This is a genomic window from Actinoallomurus iriomotensis (assembly GCF_030269445.1).
In the GTDB taxonomy this organism is placed as follows: domain Bacteria; phylum Actinomycetota; class Actinomycetes; order Streptosporangiales; family Streptosporangiaceae; genus Actinoallomurus; species Actinoallomurus iriomotensis.
Genome location: NZ_BSTJ01000003.1, coordinates 295,752 through 316,233 on the forward strand (window position 1 = coordinate 295,752; position 20,482 = coordinate 316,233).

The 20,482-nt window shown below is 67.4% G+C and carries 18 protein-coding genes, 1 tRNA gene and 1 pseudogene; 11 read left to right on the forward strand and 9 right to left on the reverse strand.

What is annotated here, in order from left to right; all coding sequences use genetic code 11:
- Positions 1 to 190: 190 nt before the first annotated feature.
- Positions 191 to 607, forward strand: a complete 417-nt coding sequence (locus QSK37_RS14455; protein ID WP_285620612.1) for a tyrosine-type recombinase/integrase — start codon at positions 191 to 193, stop codon at positions 605 to 607.
- A gap of 525 nt (positions 608 to 1,132) precedes the next feature.
- Here QSK37_RS14455 and QSK37_RS14460 read toward each other — a convergent pair.
- The 4 genes and pseudogenes from QSK37_RS14460 to QSK37_RS14475 form a co-directional block, all read right to left on the reverse strand.
- The gene (locus QSK37_RS14460) at positions 1,133 to 1,642 is read right to left on the reverse strand and encodes a hypothetical protein (protein ID WP_285620615.1); all 510 of its coding nucleotides are present in this window, start codon (positions 1,640 to 1,642) and stop codon (positions 1,133 to 1,135) included.
- A 66-nt stretch (positions 1,643 to 1,708) separates the two neighbouring features.
- Positions 1,709 to 2,518, reverse strand: a complete 810-nt coding sequence (locus tag QSK37_RS14465; protein ID WP_285620617.1) for an ArsR/SmtB family transcription factor — start codon at positions 2,516 to 2,518, stop codon at positions 1,709 to 1,711.
- Between the two features lie 233 nt (positions 2,519 to 2,751).
- A pseudogene (locus QSK37_RS14470) lies at positions 2,752 to 3,930 on the reverse strand (IS3 family transposase).
- A 165-nt stretch (positions 3,931 to 4,095) separates the two neighbouring features.
- On the reverse strand, positions 4,096 to 4,854 hold the full coding sequence (locus QSK37_RS14475) for a hypothetical protein (RefSeq protein ID WP_285620618.1): 759 nt from the start codon (positions 4,852 to 4,854) through the stop codon (positions 4,096 to 4,098).
- Positions 4,855 to 5,608: 754 nt separating this feature from the next.
- On the opposite strand from QSK37_RS14475, the gene QSK37_RS14480 reads away from it, so the two are divergent.
- Both QSK37_RS14480 and QSK37_RS14485 read left to right on the forward strand, forming a co-directional pair.
- Complete coding sequence (locus QSK37_RS14480; RefSeq protein WP_285620621.1) at positions 5,609 to 6,610, forward strand: pentapeptide repeat-containing protein; 1,002 nt, start codon at positions 5,609 to 5,611, stop codon at positions 6,608 to 6,610.
- A gap of 45 nt (positions 6,611 to 6,655) precedes the next feature.
- Positions 6,656 to 6,973: a tyrosine-type recombinase/integrase gene (locus QSK37_RS14485; RefSeq protein ID WP_432705573.1), complete on the forward strand. Its 318-nt coding sequence runs from the start codon at positions 6,656 to 6,658 to the stop codon at positions 6,971 to 6,973.
- 773 nt (positions 6,974 to 7,746) lie between these two features.
- Here QSK37_RS14485 and QSK37_RS14490 read toward each other — a convergent pair.
- Complete coding sequence (locus QSK37_RS14490; protein ID WP_285620624.1) at positions 7,747 to 8,997, reverse strand: WD40 repeat domain-containing protein; 1,251 nt, start codon at positions 8,995 to 8,997, stop codon at positions 7,747 to 7,749.
- A 332-nt stretch (positions 8,998 to 9,329) separates the two neighbouring features.
- Between QSK37_RS14490 and QSK37_RS14495 the strand changes: the two genes are divergently transcribed.
- From QSK37_RS14495 to QSK37_RS14505, 3 genes are all read left to right on the forward strand, one after another.
- Positions 9,330 to 10,517 (forward strand): Clp protease N-terminal domain-containing protein, encoded by a 1,188-nt coding sequence (locus QSK37_RS14495; protein ID WP_285620627.1) that lies wholly within the window; start codon positions 9,330 to 9,332, stop codon positions 10,515 to 10,517.
- 587 nt (positions 10,518 to 11,104) lie between these two features.
- A complete protein-coding gene (locus QSK37_RS14500; protein WP_285620630.1) occupies positions 11,105 to 12,376 on the forward strand; it encodes an MFS transporter in 1,272 nt (423 codons plus the stop codon).
- A 1,212-nt stretch (positions 12,377 to 13,588) separates the two neighbouring features.
- The gene (locus QSK37_RS14505) at positions 13,589 to 14,407 is read left to right on the forward strand and encodes a S1 RNA-binding domain-containing protein (RefSeq protein WP_285620632.1); all 819 of its coding nucleotides are present in this window, start codon (positions 13,589 to 13,591) and stop codon (positions 14,405 to 14,407) included.
- 181 nt (positions 14,408 to 14,588) lie between these two features.
- On the opposite strand, the gene QSK37_RS14510 is transcribed toward QSK37_RS14505, so the two are convergent.
- On the reverse strand, positions 14,589 to 14,918 hold the full coding sequence (locus tag QSK37_RS14510; RefSeq protein ID WP_285620634.1) for a helix-turn-helix domain-containing protein: 330 nt from the start codon (positions 14,916 to 14,918) through the stop codon (positions 14,589 to 14,591).
- Positions 14,915 to 15,289, reverse strand: coding sequence for a type II toxin-antitoxin system RelE/ParE family toxin (locus tag QSK37_RS14515; protein WP_285620636.1), 375 nt, complete (start codon positions 15,287 to 15,289; stop codon positions 14,915 to 14,917). The genes QSK37_RS14510 and QSK37_RS14515 overlap by 4 nt, the downstream gene beginning before the upstream one ends.
- A 506-nt stretch (positions 15,290 to 15,795) precedes the next feature.
- On the opposite strand from QSK37_RS14515, the gene QSK37_RS14520 reads away from it, so the two are divergent.
- Both QSK37_RS14520 and QSK37_RS14525 read left to right on the forward strand, forming a co-directional pair.
- A complete protein-coding gene (locus QSK37_RS14520) occupies positions 15,796 to 16,161 on the forward strand; it encodes a hypothetical protein (RefSeq protein WP_285620638.1) in 366 nt (121 codons plus the stop codon).
- Positions 16,158 to 16,595, forward strand: coding sequence for a hypothetical protein (locus tag QSK37_RS14525; protein ID WP_285620640.1), 438 nt, complete (start codon positions 16,158 to 16,160; stop codon positions 16,593 to 16,595). Before QSK37_RS14520 ends, QSK37_RS14525 begins: the two co-directional genes overlap by 4 nt.
- 268 nt (positions 16,596 to 16,863) lie before the next feature.
- Here QSK37_RS14525 and QSK37_RS14530 read toward each other — a convergent pair.
- Positions 16,864 to 16,936, reverse strand: a tRNA-Thr gene (locus QSK37_RS14530).
- Positions 16,937 to 17,050: 114 nt separating this feature from the next.
- On the opposite strand from QSK37_RS14530, the gene QSK37_RS14535 reads away from it, so the two are divergent.
- The 3 genes from QSK37_RS14535 (at position 17,051) to QSK37_RS14545 (ending at position 19,506) form a co-directional block, all read left to right on the forward strand.
- Positions 17,051 to 17,650, forward strand: coding sequence for a TetR/AcrR family transcriptional regulator (locus QSK37_RS14535; RefSeq protein ID WP_285620642.1), 600 nt, complete (start codon positions 17,051 to 17,053; stop codon positions 17,648 to 17,650).
- Positions 17,647 to 18,555 (forward strand): SDR family oxidoreductase, encoded by a 909-nt coding sequence (locus QSK37_RS14540; protein WP_285620644.1) that lies wholly within the window; start codon positions 17,647 to 17,649, stop codon positions 18,553 to 18,555. Before QSK37_RS14535 ends, QSK37_RS14540 begins: the two co-directional genes overlap by 4 nt.
- 231 nt (positions 18,556 to 18,786) lie before the next feature.
- A complete protein-coding gene (locus tag QSK37_RS14545; protein ID WP_285620649.1) occupies positions 18,787 to 19,506 on the forward strand; it encodes a hypothetical protein in 720 nt (239 codons plus the stop codon).
- 62 nt (positions 19,507 to 19,568) lie between these two features.
- Here QSK37_RS14545 and rlmB read toward each other — a convergent pair whose 3' ends face one another.
- A complete protein-coding gene (gene rlmB, locus QSK37_RS14550) occupies positions 19,569 to 20,480 on the reverse strand; it encodes a 23S rRNA (guanosine(2251)-2'-O)-methyltransferase RlmB (protein WP_285620652.1) in 912 nt (303 codons plus the stop codon).
- Positions 20,481 to 20,482 lie beyond the last annotated feature (2 nt).

The window sequence follows — 20,482 nt, forward strand, 5'->3', positions numbered from 1 at the left end:
GTGAAGTCGCGGGCGATGGTGTCTCGCGCCCGGTCCGGCTCGGTGGTCAGCTGCCTGCGGGGACGCCCACGCCGCAAACCCCGGCGCCTCTACGCCGACCGGGGCTACGACTTCGACAAATACCGCCGCCTGCTCTCGGCTTCATCACCCCGACGTATGGCGGTCGGTCCGGAAGACGGGCGACACCAAGATGGTCAAGTCGCGCCGCTCGCTCCTGCTGCCTCAGCGATGCGTCGAAGTCCTAAGGGCGCTCAAGGCGGAGCGGGACCGCGCCCGTGAGGCGGCGGGCACGGCGTGGCACGGCAGCGACTTGGTGTTCTGCACGAAGAACGGAACCGCGCTCAGCGCCGAGAACGTGCGCCGCGACCTCCGGAAGGTTCTCGACCGCGCCGGCCTGGTCGCTACGGACTGGACTCCGCGCGTGCTGCGGCACAGCTTCGTGTCTCTGCTCTCGGCCCATGACGTGCCGCTGGAGAACATCTCCCGGCTGGTCGGCCACACGAACACCATCGTGGCGGAGACGGTCTACCGGAAGCAGATTCACCCCGTGATGCAGGAGGGCGCCCGCGCCATGGACGCCATCTTCCCCACGGAGCCGGAGGGGTAGTCACCCAGTTGGACACTCAGGCCCCGTCTCCCCCCGTCGGAGGCGGGGCGTCTTGCCTGGTAGGGATGGAGCCTCCGGCCGGATTCGAACCGGCGACCTGCCGCTTACAAGGAATACGCACACCCCTGCTCACACGACATCCGCCGAGGTAGACGGCGCTGGACATGTGCCGGTGGCTGTCCCCGGCTGCCGTGGTTGCCGTCACCGTTGCCGTCAGCCGCACCTGCATTGTTCGACAACAAGCCGACCTGGACCGCAGGATCTGCCAGGCACCAAGGCACGACCTCCGAAGCGGCGTGTTGCCGCACCGTACAGCAGCCGGGCGGGCCTCCCCTCATGTGGCGGACACGCTGATACTGGATCTTGCTTGATCCGGAGGAAGCGAGAAGACCGCCGATCGCGATGAAGGGCGACTCGGAGGAGTTCAAGGCCGATGCCGTGGCCATATACGAGTCCAGGCCCGGGGCGACCTACAAGGGCATCGCCGCACTGGCCGCATGACACAACGAACGCGAACGGCGATGATCAGGCCGTGGTGTCGGCTGGTGCGCGGACTGGGAGGAGGGCCAGGAGCTGTTGCGTGTGGCCGGGCAGTTCTGTCTCGGCGAGGCCCGCGAGGAGGTCCCGCAGCGGCATGGGCTGATCGACCAGGCAGGCGTCGTTAGACAGCAGCCGGGTGGGCACGGGGGTGTCGAGTTCGGCCTCGCTCAGCGCCGTCCCGCCGAGCGCGCATAGGGCGCCTGCCTGGTGTTGGATGCGCTCGAGGAGCCCGGCGGTCCCGCCCGCAAGCGTGATGACGCGGTTGATGGTCCAGGCGTCGAGCGCGATGCGGTTGTCGTATGTGGCGTGGGCGCCGGAGGCGATGGCCGAGGCGGAGGCGATGCTAGTCGCCGTGATGAGCGAGACGTGCGCCAGGATCTGGTCGGCGGTCCACTCGCCGGGTGGCGGGACGATGCTCGCGCCGCCGGAGTCGGCCACGGTGGTGGCGGCGTCGAGCAGCGCGCGATAGGCCGCTTGGAGCTGGGTGGATTCCATGGGAGGGCGTTCTCTTTCTGCAGGTGGGCGTGGAGTCACGCGCGCAGGGTGGCGGCGAGGGCCGGTTCAAGCGTGCGGACGGGACATGTCCCAGGGCGCCTGCGGGAGGACCTCGCCGGTCTCGAGCAGGGACTTGAGGTTCGCTAGGACGGCGGGCCAGCCGTGCGAAATCCCGTTGAGCATCTCCTGGTTGGGGAGGTTCTCGTGGGTCACGGTCAGACGGACGATGTCTTGGTGCGGCTCGATGAGGAAGGTGACCACCGACGGGTCCCGCAGTGATGCGGCGTCCGGCTTGTCCTCGAAGGTGATCACAAGACGGGTCGGAGGCTCCGCGGCGAGCACCCGACCGACGACGTCGACGGCCTCTGATCCATCGGCGCGCCGGTGTTCCCAGGACGAGCCCGGCTGCCAGTCGGAGAGGTTAGCGTGCCCCCAATAACGCGCGGTCAGATCGGCGTCCGTCAGAGCACGCCACACCTGCTCGGCGCCCGCACGGATGTAGGTGACGTAGACGTAGGTCGGCACGGAGACGGATGTCTCGGTCATGGCGTACTCCTCGGCTTGACTCCGGATGGCGCTGAGCGCCAGTAGTCGTGGCCTGTCGAACCCCGCGATCCAGCGCTGTTCGATCTCGTGGATCGGTGCCGGGTTGAGGTAGTGCAGCCGTTGCCGTCCGCGCCGTACCACGGTCACGAGGTTGGCGTCGACAAGGACGTCGAGATGCTGCGTCACCGACTGGCGCGCCATCTCCAGGCGTTCGCACAGCTCGCCCAGCGTCTGGCCGTTGCGCTCACGCAGCCGGTCGAGCAGCAGGCGCCGGGTGGGGTCGGCCAGTGCTTTGAAGGCTGCGTCCATCGCTTTGGCTTCCAGGCTCACCGTAGCATTATGCAGGTAACTACCTGCATAATGTCAAGCGGGTGCACCACCGCTGGTCAGGTCGGTGGCCGTGGTCGTCGTACCGCGAGCGGGCAGCTCAGCCCATCGCCTGCGAGCACCAGCACCAGCAAAGATCAACTGAGCTGACGCGCTGGCCGCATGACAAAACGAACGCGTGTCCACACTCGCGGGGTGATGTTGCCCCGGTTCTGTGGACATGTCGGGGCTTGTGGCTACGCGGCAGCGTGGCCCGGTGGTTGGTCGTTCCTCCGTTCGTATTCGGCAGGGCTGAGCATGCCCAGGCTGGAGTGACGGCGGCGGGGGTTATAGAAGCCTTCGATGAAGTCGAAACAGGCCGCCTTGGCCTGGGCGCGGGTGGTGAAGTGGTGCCGGTCGAGCAGCTCGGTCTCCAGCGTGGCGAAGAAGCTTTCGGTGACGGCGTTATCGAAGCAGTCCGCGACGCTGCCGGTCGAGGTGCGGATACCCGCTGACCTGCACCGGCGACTGAACGACAGTGACGTATATTGCGTCCCCTGGTCGCTGTGATGAATCAGCCCAGGGCCCGGGCCGACGGTTCCAGATCGCCATCTCCAGCGCCTCGATGACCAGTTCGGTGCGCAGGTGGCCGGCCATCGCCCAGCCCACGATGCGGCGCGAGAACACATCGAGCACCACCGCCAGATACAGGCACCCCTCACCGGTCGGGACGTAGGTGATGTCTGCGGTCCACACCTGGTTCGGCGCCGGAGCACTGAAGTCGCGGTTCACCAGGTCTCCTGGCGGCACCGCCTCCGGGTCGCGGCGGGTCAGCCCGCGCCGCCGGCGCCGGTGCACGCCCTCAAGTTGAGCGGTGCGCATCAGCCGGGCCACCCGCTTGCGGCCCACATGCACGCCGAAGTCATCACGTAGTTCAGCGTGAATGCGCGGGGCACCGTAGGTGTGCCGCGACCGGGTGTGGATCTTGACGATCGTTTCGGTCAGTGCCTGGTCCTGACGCGTCCACCGGGACGGGCCGCGGGTCTTCCAGGCGTAGTAGCCCTGGCGCGACACACCCAGCACCCGAGCCAGAAGGGAGACGCCATGGTGTGTCTTCTCCGCGTCGATCAGCCGGTACTTCACTTCGGCCGATCCGTCTCCCGCGCGAAGAAAACCGCCTCCTTCTTCAAGATCTCCCGCTCCTCACGGAGCTGCCGGACCTCACGGCGCAACCGGGCCAGCTCATCCTTCTCAGCGCTGGTCACCCCATCGGCCCGGCGGCCGGCATCACGATCGGCCTGGACCACCCAGTTCCGGATCGATTGCGCGGTCGGTTCGAACTCCTCGGCCAGCTCCTCGGGCGTGCGGCCGGCCCGCACCAGCTCCACCATCTGCCGCCGAAACTCCGGCGGATACGGCGGTCGTGACATCGGCACTTGTGAACTCCTCCCGGGACCCATCGTCCCAAGCGATCAGCTGTCCACAAGACCGGGGCAACTTCATGATCATCTCCTCGGCCCCTGCTCCTGGACCGCTTTCGACGGCCCATCCCATCCACTCGTGGTGGTGCGGGTCCACTCATTTACCGCCGCCGCGTGTCGTCAGTGTTCGCTGGCGTTGCGAAAGGTGAGGGCGAGGCTCGCCAGATGTGGCGCGTCGATCTTCGGGGCGACGAGCAGGCCCAGGGTGGAACCGTCGGCCCAGACGCACGTCGAGGACGGGTTGGACTTCGACTTGCTGGTCGCGCAGCGGAGGACTCCCCCCAGAGGGCCGGCGGCGAAGTCGCTCGTGCCCGTGAGACCGCCCTCGGCATGGAGGACCCGGTCGGCTCTGGCCAAGGGGGAACGCGACCGGAATTCCTCGGCCACCCCGAGGTCGGATCTCCCGGTCACGCCGAAGAAGGCGAAGCGCTGGTCGAAGTCGTGGTTCTTCTCGTACACGGCGATGATCGCCTTTTGGGCGATCGATTTCTGCGTGGTCGACTCATCGCCCGCAGACGTCCGCATGCTCGTCATGAGCTTGTCGGCGACTTTATCGGTCGCGCGCTCGTACTCGCCCGTGTAGGTGTCGAGCGAGGGCGGCGGTGTGATCTCGCGCTGTGGTCCGATGGCGTGGGAGGCCTTGTCGGCCTTCTGCCACGCGCTGACCGCGCCGCCCACGGCGAGTATCAGGAGCGCGACGACACCGACGAGGATGCGCGGCCAGATCTCCCGCACGACGTCGCGCTTGCGCGGGCGCTGGGGGAGGTCCCCGTACGGAGGCTGAGCCGTATGTGGCGCGGAGCCGAGGTACGGGCCCGGGGACGACCGGAAACCGGCGGACGGCTCGGGGGCCTGCGCCTGCTCGTTCTCTGAATTCATCTTCACCTTGCACGTTGATCGACAGTTTGTGCCCCGCGCGTGAGGGGCGGGCGAAGTGGGACGACGAGATCGGCCCGCTGGACACACCGCGAGCGAAACCGGGAAGGGTCGATCGGCGCGCGGGGGCACATCGGATTGACGCCGTGCTCAGGGAATGCGTTTACCCCTACTTGGGAGAAACAGGCAAATGCGTCCGTGTAGAGACCGGACGGCCCATGCGATAAGCAGGTCGTGACGAAGACCGGGGGTGAGGGACACAGACAGCCGCAGGTGTCCACGTGGATCTCGGGGGGCCTTCGGCGATAGGAATGTGCCTGGATGAGCTCCAGTGCGGAGAGCTGTTCGGCGAGCAAGTGAACCTCTGGCCGGAATCGAACCGGCGACCTGCCGCTTACAAGGAATACGGACCCCTCGGCTCTCGCCGCATCCGCCGAGGCAGACGGTGTTGAGTGTAGGTCGATGGCAGTCCCCGGTCGCCGTCGCTGCCGTCAGCCTCCCTCGCGCCGACGGCTTTACACAGAGTCGGCGATCGGTCCTCCACTCGTTGGTTGACCTGCGCTCAAGCCGTCAGTCCTGCCGTGCGTGTCCGGCGCCATCCCGCGTATATCCCGAAAGCCACCTGCGTCCCTCGCTCGCCAATCGAGGCCGCGTCCGATGCAATAGCGGCATGGCTCGGATCCGTCGGCGTCGAGGCTCGCGTGGCACCCATCGCTCGTTGGTCCGTATCGGAGTGGCGGTCTTAGCGGCGGTGGCCGTGGTCACGATTCTGGGACTGCTGCTTGGGCCGGTGACGTCGTGGGCTGGTGGGGCAGTCGTGCGGCATCTCCATGACAAGGAGAAGGCAGACGCGATCAACGGAGTGCGGCAGACCTTGCTGCAAGCCGCCGCCGGCACAGTCGCGCTGACGGTGCTGGTGTTCACCGGCCTCACATGGAGCCTGAACCGTCGAGGCCAAGTCACCGACCGATACGTAAAGGCCATTGGCCTGCTCTCCTCGGAGAAGCTGGACGAGCGCATCGGTGGCATCTATGCACTCGAACACATCATGATCGAATCGGAGCGCGACCACGAAACGGTGGTTCAAGTCTTGGCCGCGTTCGTCCGCGAACACGCCGCTGCCGCTCCGACACGGCCTGACCTCTGGATCGACCCGCCGCCGAAGGCGCACGCTGGCCAAGTGACGCGTGAGCCTGAGCCGGCGACGGACGTGCGAACTGCGCTGACCGTCCTCGGCCGTCGTCCAAAACGAAAAGAGAACCAGCCTCTCGATCTTCGCCGAAGCGACCTTCGAGGTGCGGATCTGCGCCGAGCGCATCTCGAAGGCGCGGACTTGGGCGAGGCGTGTCTTGACGGCGCGAACCTGCGCGAGGCGCATCTCGCAGGGGCCAACCTGACGCGGGCGCGTCTCGCACGAGCCAATCTGACGCGGGCACATCTCGAAGGCGCGACCCTGTGGCGAACGCATCTCAAAGGCGCGGACCTGTGCGAGTCGCATCTCGAAGGCGCAGACCTCTGGCAGGCGCAGTTCGAAGACGCGGACTTGCGCGAGGCTCATCTCGAGGGTGCGGACCTGTGGCGTGCGCATCTCAAGGGCGCGGATCTATGGCAGGCGCATCTCGAAGGCGCAAAGCTCTCGGACGTCGAGAACTTGGTGCAACTACAACTCGAAGGTGTGTTCCTTGACGCACATACTGAGTTGCCTGCGCAGCTGACGCCCAGGCAGGCCAATGGCTCGTCTAAGAAGTCACCGTCATAGGGTCTGTCTCATCTCCGCGCACCTGCGCAAGCGTTCCGCCGGGGCATCCCCTCTGCCGTCGTCCTCCGGCGGAGCTGGGGCCGGATTCGCGAGAAGGCGGAGCTGAACGCCGTACGCTTCCACGACACCCGGCACACCTGCGTGTCACTGCTGCTCGACCTCGGCGTCCCGCCTCACATCGTCCGCGACAGCGTCGGCCACAGCGACATCGAGGTCACGATGGCGATCTACGCGCACGCCGCGCTCGACGAGAAGCAGCCTGCGGAGGCTGGGGAATGCGCTCAGCTGAAAGGTCCAGCTGGGAGGATGCCTCGGACGATTCGGCTCCGGGGCCTTCCTTCAGTGGTCTGCGCGTCCGGCTGATGCTCGGGCGCACCGTACTGCCGGTACACGCAGCCGACCTCTGTTTCCGGTGATGAATGCGTGCGCTGAGAGGGCCTTGGCGACACGCGAGCCTGTTTGGACATGTGACGGATCGTTCAGTTGCCAGGAGTAGCAGGCTACGAGGCGGACGATGACCCAACCCCCACGGTCGAACTGCATGCTTATGCCGGCCTTGCCCCGCACGGTCGGTCAGACGCGTTCGTATGCCCTCCGGTTACTCGGACGTGACAGTTGGAGTCGATGGGCAACACCGTCGAACTGGCACATCCTCTCCAGTACGCGGCAATGGCGGGCGTACGGCAAACCCTTTGAGGTCGCCAGACAGCCAGCGTAGAACTGGGCACGGCACGGCCTGCTGCCGAGCAGCTCAGGGTCGCCTCGCAGAACAACCCCTGACTGCGAGCGGCCACAGGCCCCTCATGTCCACGCAAGTCGACTCATGCGTGCACGAGGCGCTCGACCAGCCCCTCCTCAGACACCAGCCCGTGGGGGGCGTGGGGGGCGACAGCCCCCCACATCGGGGGGCCCCGGGGGGTCGTCCCCCCGGGCCAGCACGAGCCTCCGGCCGGATTCGAACCGGCGACCTGCCGCTTACAAGGAATACGGACACCCCTGCTCCCCCAACATCCGCCGAGGTAGACGGTGACGGGCGTATGCCGGTGGCTGTCCACGGCCGGCGTCGTTGCCGTCACCGTTGCCGTCAGCCCCGTTGTCCGAGGAGAAGCCGACCCCGACCGCAGGACGGCCACAGATCACCATGCGACGCCCGGTGCGTCGCCCTTGCCCTGCCGCTGCCCGGTCGGAACGGGGAACGACACCGTACGTCCGGTCGTGAGGTCGACGCGGTGGATGCGCCAGCTTTGGGTATACAGCGCGAAGCGGCCTGAACCGTCCAGGGTCAGACCGCCGAGGCCGTCGGCGCTGTTCCTCAGGCGCGCGAGTGTCCGTGCGGCCCCGCCCTGCAGGGGTCGCCGTTCGATGCGCGACCCATTGAAGACGATCATCGCTTGGTCGTCCGGGGTGACCACTCCGTCGAACGCTCCGGAGAGGGTGGCGACCGCTCGTACCACGTGCGTCAGTTCGGTTCCGGGAAGCGTCGTGTCCAGCACCTGCAGCGTCTCCCCCGTCCTCAGCCACAGGCGACGCCCGTCCTTCGACCACTTCAGGCCGTCCACGTGCGATCCGCGACCGGTCCACGTGCGCCCCAGGCCCGTGACGATGTCCATCACCGTGATGCCGCCAGAGGCCATCGAGGTGTAGGCGAGCCGCCGGCCGTCCGGACTCAGCGCGCACACGAGCCCGCCGTCAGCGGAGCTCGGACCGACCTCCGGCATCCTTGCGGCGATCTTGCGGGCGGTTCCCGGCCGACCCTTGTCGTCCAGCCGCACCGTGTAGAAGGCGAAGCCGGCGCTCGGTCCGGTCGTGCCACCGATGACGAAGGTCCGATCGTCCGGGGCCGCGGCGACCGCCGGCCACGAGGAGAAGATCCCCCGCGGTGCCGTGATCGTGTGGAGTACCCGCCCGGTCTCCGCATCGAGTACGACGGCATGCGCGGGAATAATGGATGTCGCGTCTTTGGCACTCGGCGGGTCGAACACCGCCACCGGCGCCGCAGCCGCGACGATGAACTTCGGCGTCCTCGACGGCCGCAAGGCCGGGTACACGCGGAATTTCCGCTCGGCCGGTGTGTTCTGCGCCGCCACCGGCGTCGACCCTGAGTGCCCCGGCGGTATCGCCGGCTCAGTGGGATGATCACTGCAGCCGGTGAGCACCGATGCCACAGCGATGACGGAGAAAACCGAGAGCCGTGCGGCCCGACCACCTGAATTCGACGATGTCATCGTCTCTGCCGCCTCCCCGCGACCGGCGGACACCTTATGAGCCTGAGACGGATCATCGTCCGGCGCGGAGCCGCATCGCAAGCACGGCCTGTCCAAATGACCCTCCTTCCGCCGCCCATAAATCGACCTCTCTCGCCTCCGACGCCGCATCGGCGGACTCACATCGGCGACTCTACGGAGAGACGACTACGACGGCGTCCAGGCCAGCAGTTTGCTACATCACCGCGACCTGTTCCTCCGAGTGAAGCTAGCCATGTCCTTGGCGGTCCAGATCTGACCGCCGACCTGGCCGCCCGCCTCTGACGAGTCCATGTGTGTCCATCGTTGTCCATAGCAGCTATTAGCAATCGCGTTAGCAACGCGTCGGCGCCAACTCCGACCTTCTGAACGTTTCCCTGCGCCGGACAGGGCGACTGGAAAAGAAAAAGGGTAATCTGATCGCGGAAGTGAGATGGCTGGTCCGCGCGCTACACCACGTCCGGAAAGGACGCGAGATGGCAACTCGGCCCCAATCCGCTCCACGGCTGTCGAAGGGCGCGGGCACATGTCTGAGCGGAGCACTGGCGTTCGCCTGGTATCGCGGGTCCGCCGTCGTCGGCACCCACCAGCTGCTGCTGGCGCTCATCGCCCGCGGCGACCCGATCTCCTCGCGGGTGCTGGCCGAGTCGGGTGTCACCTACCGTGCGGTGTGCGATGTGCTGGAGGCGGCGGGCCAGTGGGAAGACGGCGGTATCGGGACCGCCGAGAGCGCCGCCGCGCGCACCCTGGCCGAGGCCGCCAAGGGCTTTCGCCCTCCAGGCCGGTTGGCGCGCCTGCTGGGGACGTACGGGTCGCCGTCGCGTCGGCCGCTGCCGCCATGGAGCCGAAACATCGAGACGGTCATCGACGAAGCGTTTTTCTCGGCTCAGGCCGCGGGGCGGGACGCACCGTGCCGCGCCGACCTGACGGTGGCGTGGTTGTCCCAGGATAACGGCGCGGCCGCCGACGTCCTGGAGCGGCTCGGGGCGGATCGCGAGTGGCTGCGAAATCGGCTCGCCGAGGCGTTCGCACCACAGGGCCCGGCACCGACGAGCGCGACGGATTCGGAGATCCGCCCCTCCGGGTGGGTTCTGGGATACCTGCTGAGACAGGGCACCTGTTCCTTGCCCGGCACGTACGACTCCACCCCCTGGCGTGGCGGACTGACGGCAATAATGCTGGAAAAGCTCTTGCAGGTCAGCGCCGACCTTGAGGTCGCCGAGTTGCGACCGGAACACGTGCTGCTCGCCATCATCGCGACCTATGAGGATCTCGCCGCCGACCGTGAGCAGTTCGGCCCAGGGTGGGAGGCGTGTTTTCCCGCCGGACGGGCGCTGGCAAGCTACGGCATCACCTACGAACGTGCCCGGCAGATGACCCTCGCGCTCAGCCCGGAGACAAAGACCAGCGGCCCGGACGACCAGCGTGGCTTCGTGCAACGGGCCCGAGAGCTTTTCCTTTTCACTCCCACCATGAAGGACGGCGTCGACGAAGCCGTACGCCTACTCGGCCACCGGCCACGAGGGAAAGGGGCCATGGCAACCCCCGAGGTCAATCTGCTCGGCGTCATGCATGAAGAGAATGAATTGGCCAACCGGATCCTGGCCGGCTTCCATGTCGACCGAGAGCGATTGCGCCACGACCTCATCGACGCGTTGCGCTGAGCGCGGACCATGGCGGTCCGCGTTTCACCGGCCACGAGCACCGCGCCCTGGCGCAGGACGCGTCCACCGATCACCGCACTGCGGTAGCCCACACGGACCCTGTCAGACCCCCGCCGCAAACCCGCGCTGCCAGCTTGGGAATCGTCTGGTTCCGCGCCGTCATGGGCGCTGACCTGGGCTTCGGCATGACACCGAGTGACCGCTGTTGCCCCCTGTTCACCGGGGCTAACGGCCCGGACCGCCGAACCGGACGGGACCGGTGGGACCTTCTAATCCGTAGGCACCCAAACGATCTCCGAAGCCGTTCGGATCAGTTCGCACGCTCGGACGACGTCATCTGGGCCGTCCGCATCCGTACGGCCGCAATCAAGATCGTTCGCCCGGGTGGCTCCTGGGAGCCACGACGGATCACCAGTTTGGAAAATTTCGGAACGCGGTCGGCTATCTGCGCCGTGCGGGCTGGCGCGTCGAAGGCGAGACGGCGCTGGTATGCCCCAGCTGCCGCGGCTGACGGCTTCGCCGGCGGGTCACGGGAAGATGACGCTCGTGCGCGTGGTCTGATGGTCCCGAGCCGAAGGGAGTCTGAGGTGGGCGGGACTTCATCGGTGGCGGCTCGCTCGATGCCGTTTGCCCGCTACTGGTGCGCAGCGACCATAAGCTCCTTCGGCACCGCCGTGACGGCTGTTGCGATGCCTGTGCTCGTCGTACGGACACTCGCCTCGACGCCGGTAGAAGTCGGAATGGTCAACGCAGCCCAGTTCGTGCCCTATGCCCTCCTCGGACTGATTGCAGGCGTCTACGTCGATCGCTGGCGTCGTAGGACCGTCCTCGTCTGGTCGAGCGTCGGCCGAGCGCTTGCTCTCGGAGCGATACCCGTGCTCTGGGCACTCGGTTCGTTGCATGTATGGATGCTGGTCATCCTTCTGCTGGCCTTCGGGGCCTTCTCGGTCTTCGGCTTCGCCGCGACGCAATCTCTGCTTCCACGGCTCGTTCCTACATCCCAGCTCGTCATTGCGAACGCACGCCTGGACCAGACCGACACAGCCGCCCAGACGCTCGGCCCTGTCCTCGGCGGCGGAATGGTCGGTGTGCTCGGTGCACCCGTCACGATCGCTGTCGATGCGGTCAGCTACGTCGTCGACGCCGCCCTGAACGCCGGCTTGCGGGTCGAGGAGCCACGATCCTCAACTGCTGACCGGCGCGACCTTCTCGGCGAGGTCCGTGAAGGCGTCAACTGGACCTACCGTCATCGCACGCTCGGTCCACTCGCGGTATCGACGCATGTGTGGTTCCTCGCCAACTCGGCGAGCTTCACGGCACTTGCCGTCATCGCATTGCGAACGCTCGGCTTCTCGTCGCTGTCCTACAGCCTTCTGTTGACCACGAGCGGACTCGCCGGCTTGGTGGGGGCAACGCTCGCCCCCAAGATCGGACTCCGTTGGGGCGCCGGCCGTACGATCATCTGCGCTCGTGCCGCCTATCCCGTCGCGTGGCTCGTCGTCGCACTCACGCTGACCACCTCTGCTCACACGGCAGCTCTCTTCGTCGCGCTCGCGGTGCACGGGCTCGCAGCAGGTGTGGAGAACGCCAACGAGATGGGCTATTGGCAAGCAGCCACGCCCGACGGTCTGCTCGGCAGAGTGAACGCGACGAGGCGCTCGGCGAACCGCACCGTCGCAGTGCTCGGCTCACTTCTCGGCGGTACGGTGCTGGCCACCGCCGGCGACCGAGCTACGATCTTGAGCGTGGCGACAGTGTTCGGCGTCGCTGCAGCTATCGCCGCGTTCTCTCAGCTGAGAACCAATCCGGAGACGCAAACATCAGCTGCCGCGGCGCACGGTCCTTCCCCGAGCCCGTAACGCTGGCGCGGCAATTACTGCCACTGACGCCGAGGCACCGAGTCCGCGCCAAGAACAGGCAAGCTGCACGCGCCGTCGGAGCACTGTGGCTGGAGGGCCTGCACTTCCACGACCTTCGGCACACCGGGAACACCCTCGCTGCACAGAGCGGGGCAGGTCTCTCATGGTGCCGGATCGGGCAGAAGCCGAAGAAGGCTTCCTGGCTGTTGAGGACGTACAGCTTGAACAACGGCGGGACACCGTGAACCCGGATCTCCGCACGGGCGTTCCGACCATGCCCAGGTCGGACAGCTCCTCCACTGAGTCCAGGATGGCTGGGCTTGGCGGAGCATGATCCGGCCGGCGCGTTGGCGGAACTCCGGGTCATCGGACAGGTCCTCACTGCTGCACGGGACGGCCATCGGTTCGGAGGTGTCGGGGACCAGCATCCGTACGATCAGGCTGCGGGGCTTGAGTGTCGCGGAGCCGGCCGACGCGGATCTTGTCCAGCGGCTCTTGGATGACGCGGCCGCCTCAACATACGGGCGGATGCTGATCGGCGACAAGGCGATCGCCGTCTCTGGCAGGCCCATGGCAGCGGGCACAATCGGACGGGCCTCGCCCGCGGGCGGTTCAGCGCCAGTGCCACCCGGCTCGAAGAGCTGGTCGGCGGTCCACCCCAGGCACATCTTCTCCAGCACCCGGCAATGATGCGGGTACGGCATGCCTTTGACCTCGCCGGACAGCCAGCGGTGGAACTGGGAGCGATCAAGCCCTCTTCCGACCTCAACCCGTGGGGGGCGTGGGGGGCGGCAGCCCCCCACATCGGACTTCGGTTCTAGGAGTCGTCCCCCCGGGCCAACACGAGCCTCCGGCCGGATTCGAACCGGCGACCTGGCTTAGAAGGAGGAGCGCCCACCCTGATGGCGATCCATCCGTCGAGGTGGAGGCCAGTCGGCGTGCGTTTCGTGGCAGGCGGTGGTTGCCGTCGTTGCCGTCACCATTGCCGTCAGGTGTCGGCGTACGGCTTCCAGCGCAGAGCCAGGTACGGGTAAACGTGCAGAGTGATCGGCATGTCTGCTGCTACGACGAGTGGTGATCTTGAAGCCTGCCGAGTGTTGGCGATCTTCCTTCGCTGCACGCATCCATACGCCAGCCCTGCCCTTTAAGGAAGTATGCCGATCTCAAGAGCGACTATGTCCGATTTTGGCGGCTCGTGGGAGTCTTGGAATCATGGGGACAGCGGAAGACGATCAGTCCCTCGCCGCGTTTCTCGCGACCGTGAGCGTCGGCGACATCCTCACCGGGACCCTGGCGGGGGTCACGCGATCGCAGACAACGGTGCTCTTGGACGACTTCGCTGACGATCCGATCGGCATCATCGACTCGCTCGATCTTTCCTGGCGGTCCTTCCGACGATCGGACCTCAAGGCCGGCGACCGGATCTCCGCCGGAGTCATCGCCCTCGATCCGCCAGGACGGCGGGTCTGGCTCTCCCGGTCAGCGACCGAGAACCCGCAGTTGTGGGCATACCTCAAAGCGCTCCTTCCGGGACAGCGGTTGTCCGGCACCGTGGCGGCCATTGAGCGCTTCGGCGTCTTCGTCGATCTGGACGAGGGACCGAACCATCCCGTCTTCCCCGGCGTCGGCTTTATCACCATGCCCGAGCTGTCCTGGCAGTGGTTCGAGGACCCGGCTGAGATTGTCTCCGTGGGACAGCACATCACCTGCGAATTCCTTGCCTTCGACACCCACAACGGCGAAGCTCGGCTGTCGCTGCGTGCTACCCAGCCTGATCCGTTCCAGCAGTTCGCCCGGGACGTTCATGTGGGGCAGATCCTGCACGGTCCGGTCATCAAACTGGTGCCCTTCGGTGTCTTCGTCCGTGTCGCGGACGGCGTCGAAGGCCTGGTCCACCTCAGCGAGCTCGCTGCATCGCCCATCGAGACGCCAGACCAAGCAGTGCAGATCGGCGACGAGGTCACGGTCGTCATCACTGACATCGACGCACCACGGCGCCGACTCTCCCTATCACGCCGCCAAGCCCGATAACAGACCTCGGCCGCAACGGCCCTACAGCGCCAGCACCAACCAGTCCCGGCCAACACCCTCTGCACGTTTATCCGTACTCAGCTCTGCACTCCAAGGAGTACGCCGACAGTCAGGCGACGTGACAACGACCCGGTCCGATTCCGCTAGCCGCCCCACGTCATATGAACGATCCGGCCGATCATCAGGCCACCTTGACGGAGTGAGGTCCGACACTGACGGTGATGTCCAGATGTCCGCCCAGCGCGATCGCATAAGCTCGCAGCGTCTCAAGCTCCATCGCTTCGATCTTGCCGTTCTCGATCTGCGAGATGCGAGACTGGGACACACCGAGGACTTTGGCAAGCTCAGCCTGCGTCTTCCCGACGGCCTTGCGCAGCTCCCTGAGATGATGGCCTGCAACGTAGGCATCGAGTTCGGCGCGCGCCTTCGCCTGCCGCTCAGGGTCGGCCAACTCAGGATGCCGGCGGTGGGCCTCAGCCTTGACGTCTTGCCAGTTGCGTCCAGTACTCATCGGCCGCCCTCCTTGTCCTTCTCTGCCCGGTAGTCGGCATACCGGGCTTCAGCGAGTGGGATCGCTTCCTCATACCAACGCGACCATCGCCCCGCCTTGTCACCGGCGACCAGGAAGATCGCCGCGCGATCTGGGTCGAAGACGAACAGCATCCGGATCTCCGAACGACCGCGAGAGCCGGGCCTCAACTCCTTCAGGTTGCGCAGTGCACTGTGCTCCAACGTGTCGACGAGCGGCCGACCCAGCGCGGGGCCCACAGCGGCCAACCGGTCGATGGCCTGCTCGATCAGCGCGGCCGAGTCCGGCTCGGACTCGCAAAGCTTCAGGAACCACGTCTCGACGGGCTCTAAGAGGATGACGTCCCACTCCACTGGGCCAATATAACCCCTGGCTCATACCCGCAGCACCTGGCCCCGAATCCACGTGCCTGAACAAGACCCCGAGCGTCCGCCGTAGCATCCTCGCCGTTGCCGTCAGGGACGAGCCTCAAGGAGTAGCATTCGAATCCCGCTACCTGGGAAAACGAGAGCCTCCGGCCGGATTCGAACCGGCGACCTGCCGCTTACAAGGAATACGGACACCCCAGCTCGCGCACCGTCCGCTGAGGTGGACGGTGTTGAACGTATGCCGATGGCTGTCCCCGGTTGGCGTCGTTGCCGTCACCGTTGCCGTCAGCCTTCCCTATCGCCGATGGCTTTACAGGACGCCATGGATCTTGGCGCCGCTCCCCCGCGGACCTGCACGGAGCCCCGAGCAGCTCCCGCAATGCCGCCGACGCATTCCGCGCATACTCCGGATCTTGAAACAGGCGCGCGGGTCTCACGGCTGTCGGCAAGTGGGGCCGCACGGGTTGCTTGACCTGATGCACCATATGCCCATGGCGCACCCTGCCCAGCAGTACTACAACCCAGACCTCACCGAAGAGGAGGAGCGAGCACTGCTTCGGCGGAACTACCTCCTTCTCCAGGCCGGTCAAGCCGCGCTGGGACTCATCAGCGCGGACATGCTCGCGCTAGCGGTAGAGCCTCGACCTGATGCTGTGGTGATCCATGTCGCGGTCAGCCGGGAGACACCAGAACTCGCAGAGGACATCGACGACATCGTGTCCGATCTGAAAGCGTTCCTCTCCGGCGGCCCTGATCAGAACTCGACTATCACCGCGCGAGTCCATCTCGGCCCACCCGACGCCACCTGGCCCGGCTCCACCCAGGCGCTCCTATATGTGGCCAAGCCAGCGTCATGAATCACTCGCTGCGCCGAATCCTGGCCGTCAAGCCCACAGGCCCCTGGTTGGCGGTAGTCGACGGAGCCTGGCATGTCGAGTCGCCCGCCGGGGTCACTGATATCCCCTGGGAAAGATCACGCATGTGGCTACTCCCACTCCTAGAACGGCCACGTCCCGAAGCGGAGAGCGAGGCCAGAAAGGTCCTCGATCCCGGTGATCCAGACCTCGCCGAAGCGCTGCGAGCGATCGTGCACAGGGGGCTGACGGCATGGTCGGACTACTGGATCTTGCTCGCGCTGGATTGGATGAACAATGACGAGGTCGAGCGCTTCGCAGAACAGTTGCACAAGATCGCTCACGACCAGCGCTGGTCGCAGGCTTCGCGGCACACTGCGAAACGGCTCTTGAAGCAGCGTGGGCTCTGGCCACCCGAACATCACCGACTTGCTTAGCCGACGGCTGGTCCCGCGCACGCGACGGATCCCCCTACCTGGTCACCCCGTCTGCCGACGGCCAGTATTACTTCGAGCTCAAACAGATCGAGGTCTTCAACCGCTGAGCATTACGGCCGCCGGTAAGCCAAGAAGGAAACGCGGGCCCCCTCTTTTCGCCAGGGGGATCGGCTAAGCGCCTCCTCCGACCTCAACCCGTGGGGGGCGTGGGGGGCGGCAGCCCCTCACATCGGGGGGCTCCGGGGGGCCGCCCCCCGGACCGGCACTGAGCCTCCGGCCGGATTCGAACCGGCGACCTGCCGCTTACAAGGCGGACGCTCTGCCAGCTGAGCTACGGAGGCTTGCTTCTTACAGCGTCACAACGATAGCGCGTGCGGCGGGGCCGGTGGGCTGGTCGGCGATCACGTCGGCTCGCCCCGGTGCCGCTCATTAATGAATCGTGGTTCAATAATGCCGTGGCACGTCCCAGGGAGATTTCGGATGAGCGGTTGCTGGATGCCGCCGCTCTTGTCATCAGTCGGCTCGGGCCGGCGTTCAAGCTCGCCGACGTCGCGGCGGAGGCTCGGGTGGCCGTGGGGACGGTGGCTCAGCGGTTCGGGTCCAAGCACGGGCTGCTCGTCGCCATGACCAGGACGGCCATCGAGCGGATGCGTGCCGGGACGCCGGACGAGAGTTCGCCCGTGGAGGCGCTCGTCTCCTCGTACGCGCCGCTGGACGATCCGCACACCGCCGCGCATCACCTCGCTCAGCTCGCCTTCGATCTCGCCGACGAGGAGCTTCGGGCGCTGATGGCCGAGTTCTACGCGGTCATGGAGGCCCGGATCGCCGTCCTGGTGCAGCGGGCAAAGGACGACGGGCGGCTCGGCGAGGCGCCCCCGGCCGAGGTCGCCGCTCGGATCCTCACCGCGACGGCGGACGGCACGGCCGTTCACTGGTCCGCTCGGCCGCGCGGCAGGCTCACCGAGCGCATGAAGGCCGACCTCGGCGCGATCGTGGCCGGATGGCGCACCAGAGAAGAACACGACACCGGGAACGAGCAGAGGAGCGAGACATGACGCTGGACGGACAGGTCGCGGTGGTCACCGGTGGCACGCGAGGCGCCGGGCGCGGGATGGCGATCGAGCTGGGGGCGGCCGGGGCGACCGTGTACGTCACCGGGCGGAGTACGCGGCGGGAACGGAGTCCGCTGGGCCGCCGGGAGACGATCGAGGAGACCGCCGAGCTCGTCACCGAGGCCGGTGGCCGCGGCGTCGCCGTGCGCTGTGACCACATGGATCGGCAGGACGTACGGGCGCTCGCCGCGCGGATCGAGGACGAGCAGGACGGGCGGCTCGACATTCTCGTCGACGACACGTGGGGCGGGGACCAGTGGATCGAGTGGAAACCGCTCTGGGAGCACGACCTCGACAAGGGGCTCCAGGCGGTGCGCAACGGGCTCGAGACGCATCTGATCACGCTGCACACCCTGCTTCCGCTGCTCGTACGGCGGCGGGGCGGCCTGGTGGTGGAGATCACCGACGGCGATGACATGTTCAACGAGCGCTACCGGGGCTCGATGTTCTTCGACATGGTCAAGGTGGCCCTGACCCGGCTGGGCAAGATGCTCAAGGACGAGCTCGACCCGCACGGGGTCACGTCCGTCGCGCTGACGCCCGGCTTCCTGCGCTCGGAGGAGATGCTGGAGCATTTCGGCGTCACCGAGGAGACCTGGCGGGACGGCATCGCCAAGGACCGGTGGTTCGCGATCTCCGAGACGCCTCGCTACATCGGGCGGGCGGTCGCCGCCCTGGCCGCCGACCCCGACCGGGCCCGCTGGTCCGGGCAGGCGCTCTCCTCCGGCGTCCTCGCCAAGCACTACGGCTTCACCGACCTGGACGGCTCACAGCCGGAGGCGAGCCGGTACTTCGCCGAGGTCTACTTCGGCGACAAGAAGGACGCCGACGTCGCCGACTACCGATGAGAAGAACTGTGACACCGCTCGACTAATGTGACGGAGGCATTCCACCGGCTCGCCGGCTCATACGTAGTACGCGAAAAGAGATCCCCCAGCATGAGCATGCCCCCCGGTCCCCCCGGCCCCCAGGGCCCCTGGCAGGGACCCCCACCTCAGGGACCGCCGCCTCAGGGACCGATGCCCCAGGGACCGATGCCTCAAGGACCGATGCCCCAGGGACCGATGCCTCAAGGACCGATGCCCCAGGGTCCGCCTCCGGGACCGCCCGGCGCCTACCAGGGTCCGCCGGGACCGCCAGGTTTCCCCGGCCCCCAGGCGCCCTGGGCGGGGCCGGGAGCACCCCCGTACGGGATGCCCCCGCGCCGGAACAAGCGGGCCAGGATCATCGTGGCCGTCGCCGCGCCCGTCGTGATCCTGTTGCTCATCGTGGTCGCCAACCTGCTCCCCAACACCTCGGCGCCGACCGGCGAGTGGAAGGCGGGACAGTGCGTGTCGCCCGCCGGGCAGGTGGGAGACCAGGAGGGCAAGGCGTTCCACCGCGTCGGCTGCGACGCGTCCGACGCCGCGGCCAAGATCACCAAGATGACGTCCGCCGGGCTGACCGGGTTGGAGCCGACCGACTGCCCCGACGACACCGACGCCATGGTCAAGGTCGACCAGTCCGGCGGCCACCTGGACCTCACGCACAATGTCGCGTGCATCCGCAACATCAAGGCGCCGCACCCCGGTGACGTGGGGCAGGGCGGCGGGCTGTTCCGGGCCGGCGACTGCATCTCCGATCCGGCGGCCTCCTCCAGCCTGAAGGAGGTTCCCTGCGCCCAGTCGCACTGGGGCACGGTCGTACGGTGGGCGGACAGCGCCTCGGCCTGCCCACAGGGCGCCGACTACGACGCCGTCCGTACGCTCGGCGGCTCACGGGCCCTGTGCGTACGCCGGGCCTCGGGCCAGACCAGCTGAGGCCTGTCCCGAAGTCCCCGCAGGGCAGCGGGGCGGCGAGACAGGCCCGGCCGGCACCGGCCCTATGACGCGCGGTGGCGGGCGATCTCGTACAGCGCGATTCCGCCCGCCACGCCGGCGTTCAGCGACTCGGCCTTGCCCGGCATCGGAATGTTGACGAGCAGGTCGCAGGTCTCGGCGACCAGGCGGGACAGGCCCTTGCCCTCCGAGCCCACGACGAGCACGAGCGGGCCGGTCGCGGCGTCCAGGGAGTCGATCCCGTTCGCGCCGCGCGCGTCGAGGCCGGCCACGAACACGCCCGCCTTCTGGTACGCCTTCAGCGCCCGTACGAGGTTGGTCGCGCGGGCGACCGGCACCGAGGCGAGCGTGCCCGCCGAGGTCTTCCACGCTCCGGCGGTGACTCCGGCCGCGCGCCGCTCCGGTACGAGCACGCCGTGCGCGCCGAAGGCCGCGGCGGAGCGTACGACGGCGCCGAGGTTGCGCGGGTCGGTGACGCCGTCGAGGGCGACGATCAGCGTGGGCGAGCCGCGGTGCAGCAGGTCGTCGGGGTGCGCGTAGTCGTACTCGGGCACCTGCAGGGCGATGCCCTGGTGGACGGCGCGGTCGGTCAGCCGGTCGAGCTCGGCCTTGCCGGTCTCCAGGAGCGGCACGCCGGCGTCGGTCGCCAGCTTGATCGACTCACGGATGCGGTCGTCGGCGGCGCCCGTCATGACGTAGAGCGTGCTGGCGGGGATGCCGGCCCGCAGGGCCTCGACGACCGGGTTGCGGCCGGTGACGATCTCGGGGCCGTCCGGCGCGGACCGCCGGGACGGACGGTCGGCGGTGGCCGTGGCCGACTCGCGCCGGGGGCCGGTCGTGGCCGTCCCCGTCCGGGTGGCCGACTTGGCGGCGCGCGCCGTCTGACGCTGGCCGTACCAATGCCGGTCCTCGGCCTTCGGGGTGTGGCTCGACCCCTTCTTACGACGCTTGGCCATCC

What these genes read in the sequence shown, in the direction of transcription:
- QSK37_RS14520 (WP_285620638.1), top strand. Translation starts at nt 15,796, where the DNA reads ATGGCGCACCCTGCCCAGCAGTACTACAACCCAGACCTCACCGAAGAG.
- QSK37_RS14460 (WP_285620615.1), bottom strand. Translation starts at nt 1,642, where the DNA reads ATGGAATCCACCCAGCTCCAAGCGGCCTATCGCGCGCTGCTCGACGCC.
- QSK37_RS14505 (WP_285620632.1), top strand. Translation starts at nt 13,589, where the DNA reads ATGGGGACAGCGGAAGACGATCAGTCCCTCGCCGCGTTTCTCGCGACC.
- QSK37_RS14540 (WP_285620644.1), top strand. Translation starts at nt 17,647, where the DNA reads ATGACGCTGGACGGACAGGTCGCGGTGGTCACCGGTGGCACGCGAGGC.
- rlmB (WP_285620652.1), bottom strand. Translation starts at nt 20,480, where the DNA reads ATGGCCAAGCGTCGTAAGAAGGGGTCGAGCCACACCCCGAAGGCCGAG.
- QSK37_RS14545 (WP_285620649.1), top strand. Translation starts at nt 18,787, where the DNA reads ATGCCCCAGGGTCCGCCTCCGGGACCGCCCGGCGCCTACCAGGGTCCG.
- QSK37_RS14495 (WP_285620627.1), top strand. Translation starts at nt 9,330, where the DNA reads ATGGCAACTCGGCCCCAATCCGCTCCACGGCTGTCGAAGGGCGCGGGC.
- QSK37_RS14525 (WP_285620640.1), top strand. Translation starts at nt 16,158, where the DNA reads ATGAATCACTCGCTGCGCCGAATCCTGGCCGTCAAGCCCACAGGCCCC.
- QSK37_RS14455 (WP_285620612.1), top strand. Translation starts at nt 191, where the DNA reads ATGGTCAAGTCGCGCCGCTCGCTCCTGCTGCCTCAGCGATGCGTCGAA.
- QSK37_RS14475 (WP_285620618.1), bottom strand. Translation starts at nt 4,854, where the DNA reads ATGAATTCAGAGAACGAGCAGGCGCAGGCCCCCGAGCCGTCCGCCGGT.
- QSK37_RS14510 (WP_285620634.1), bottom strand. Translation starts at nt 14,918, where the DNA reads ATGAGTACTGGACGCAACTGGCAAGACGTCAAGGCTGAGGCCCACCGC.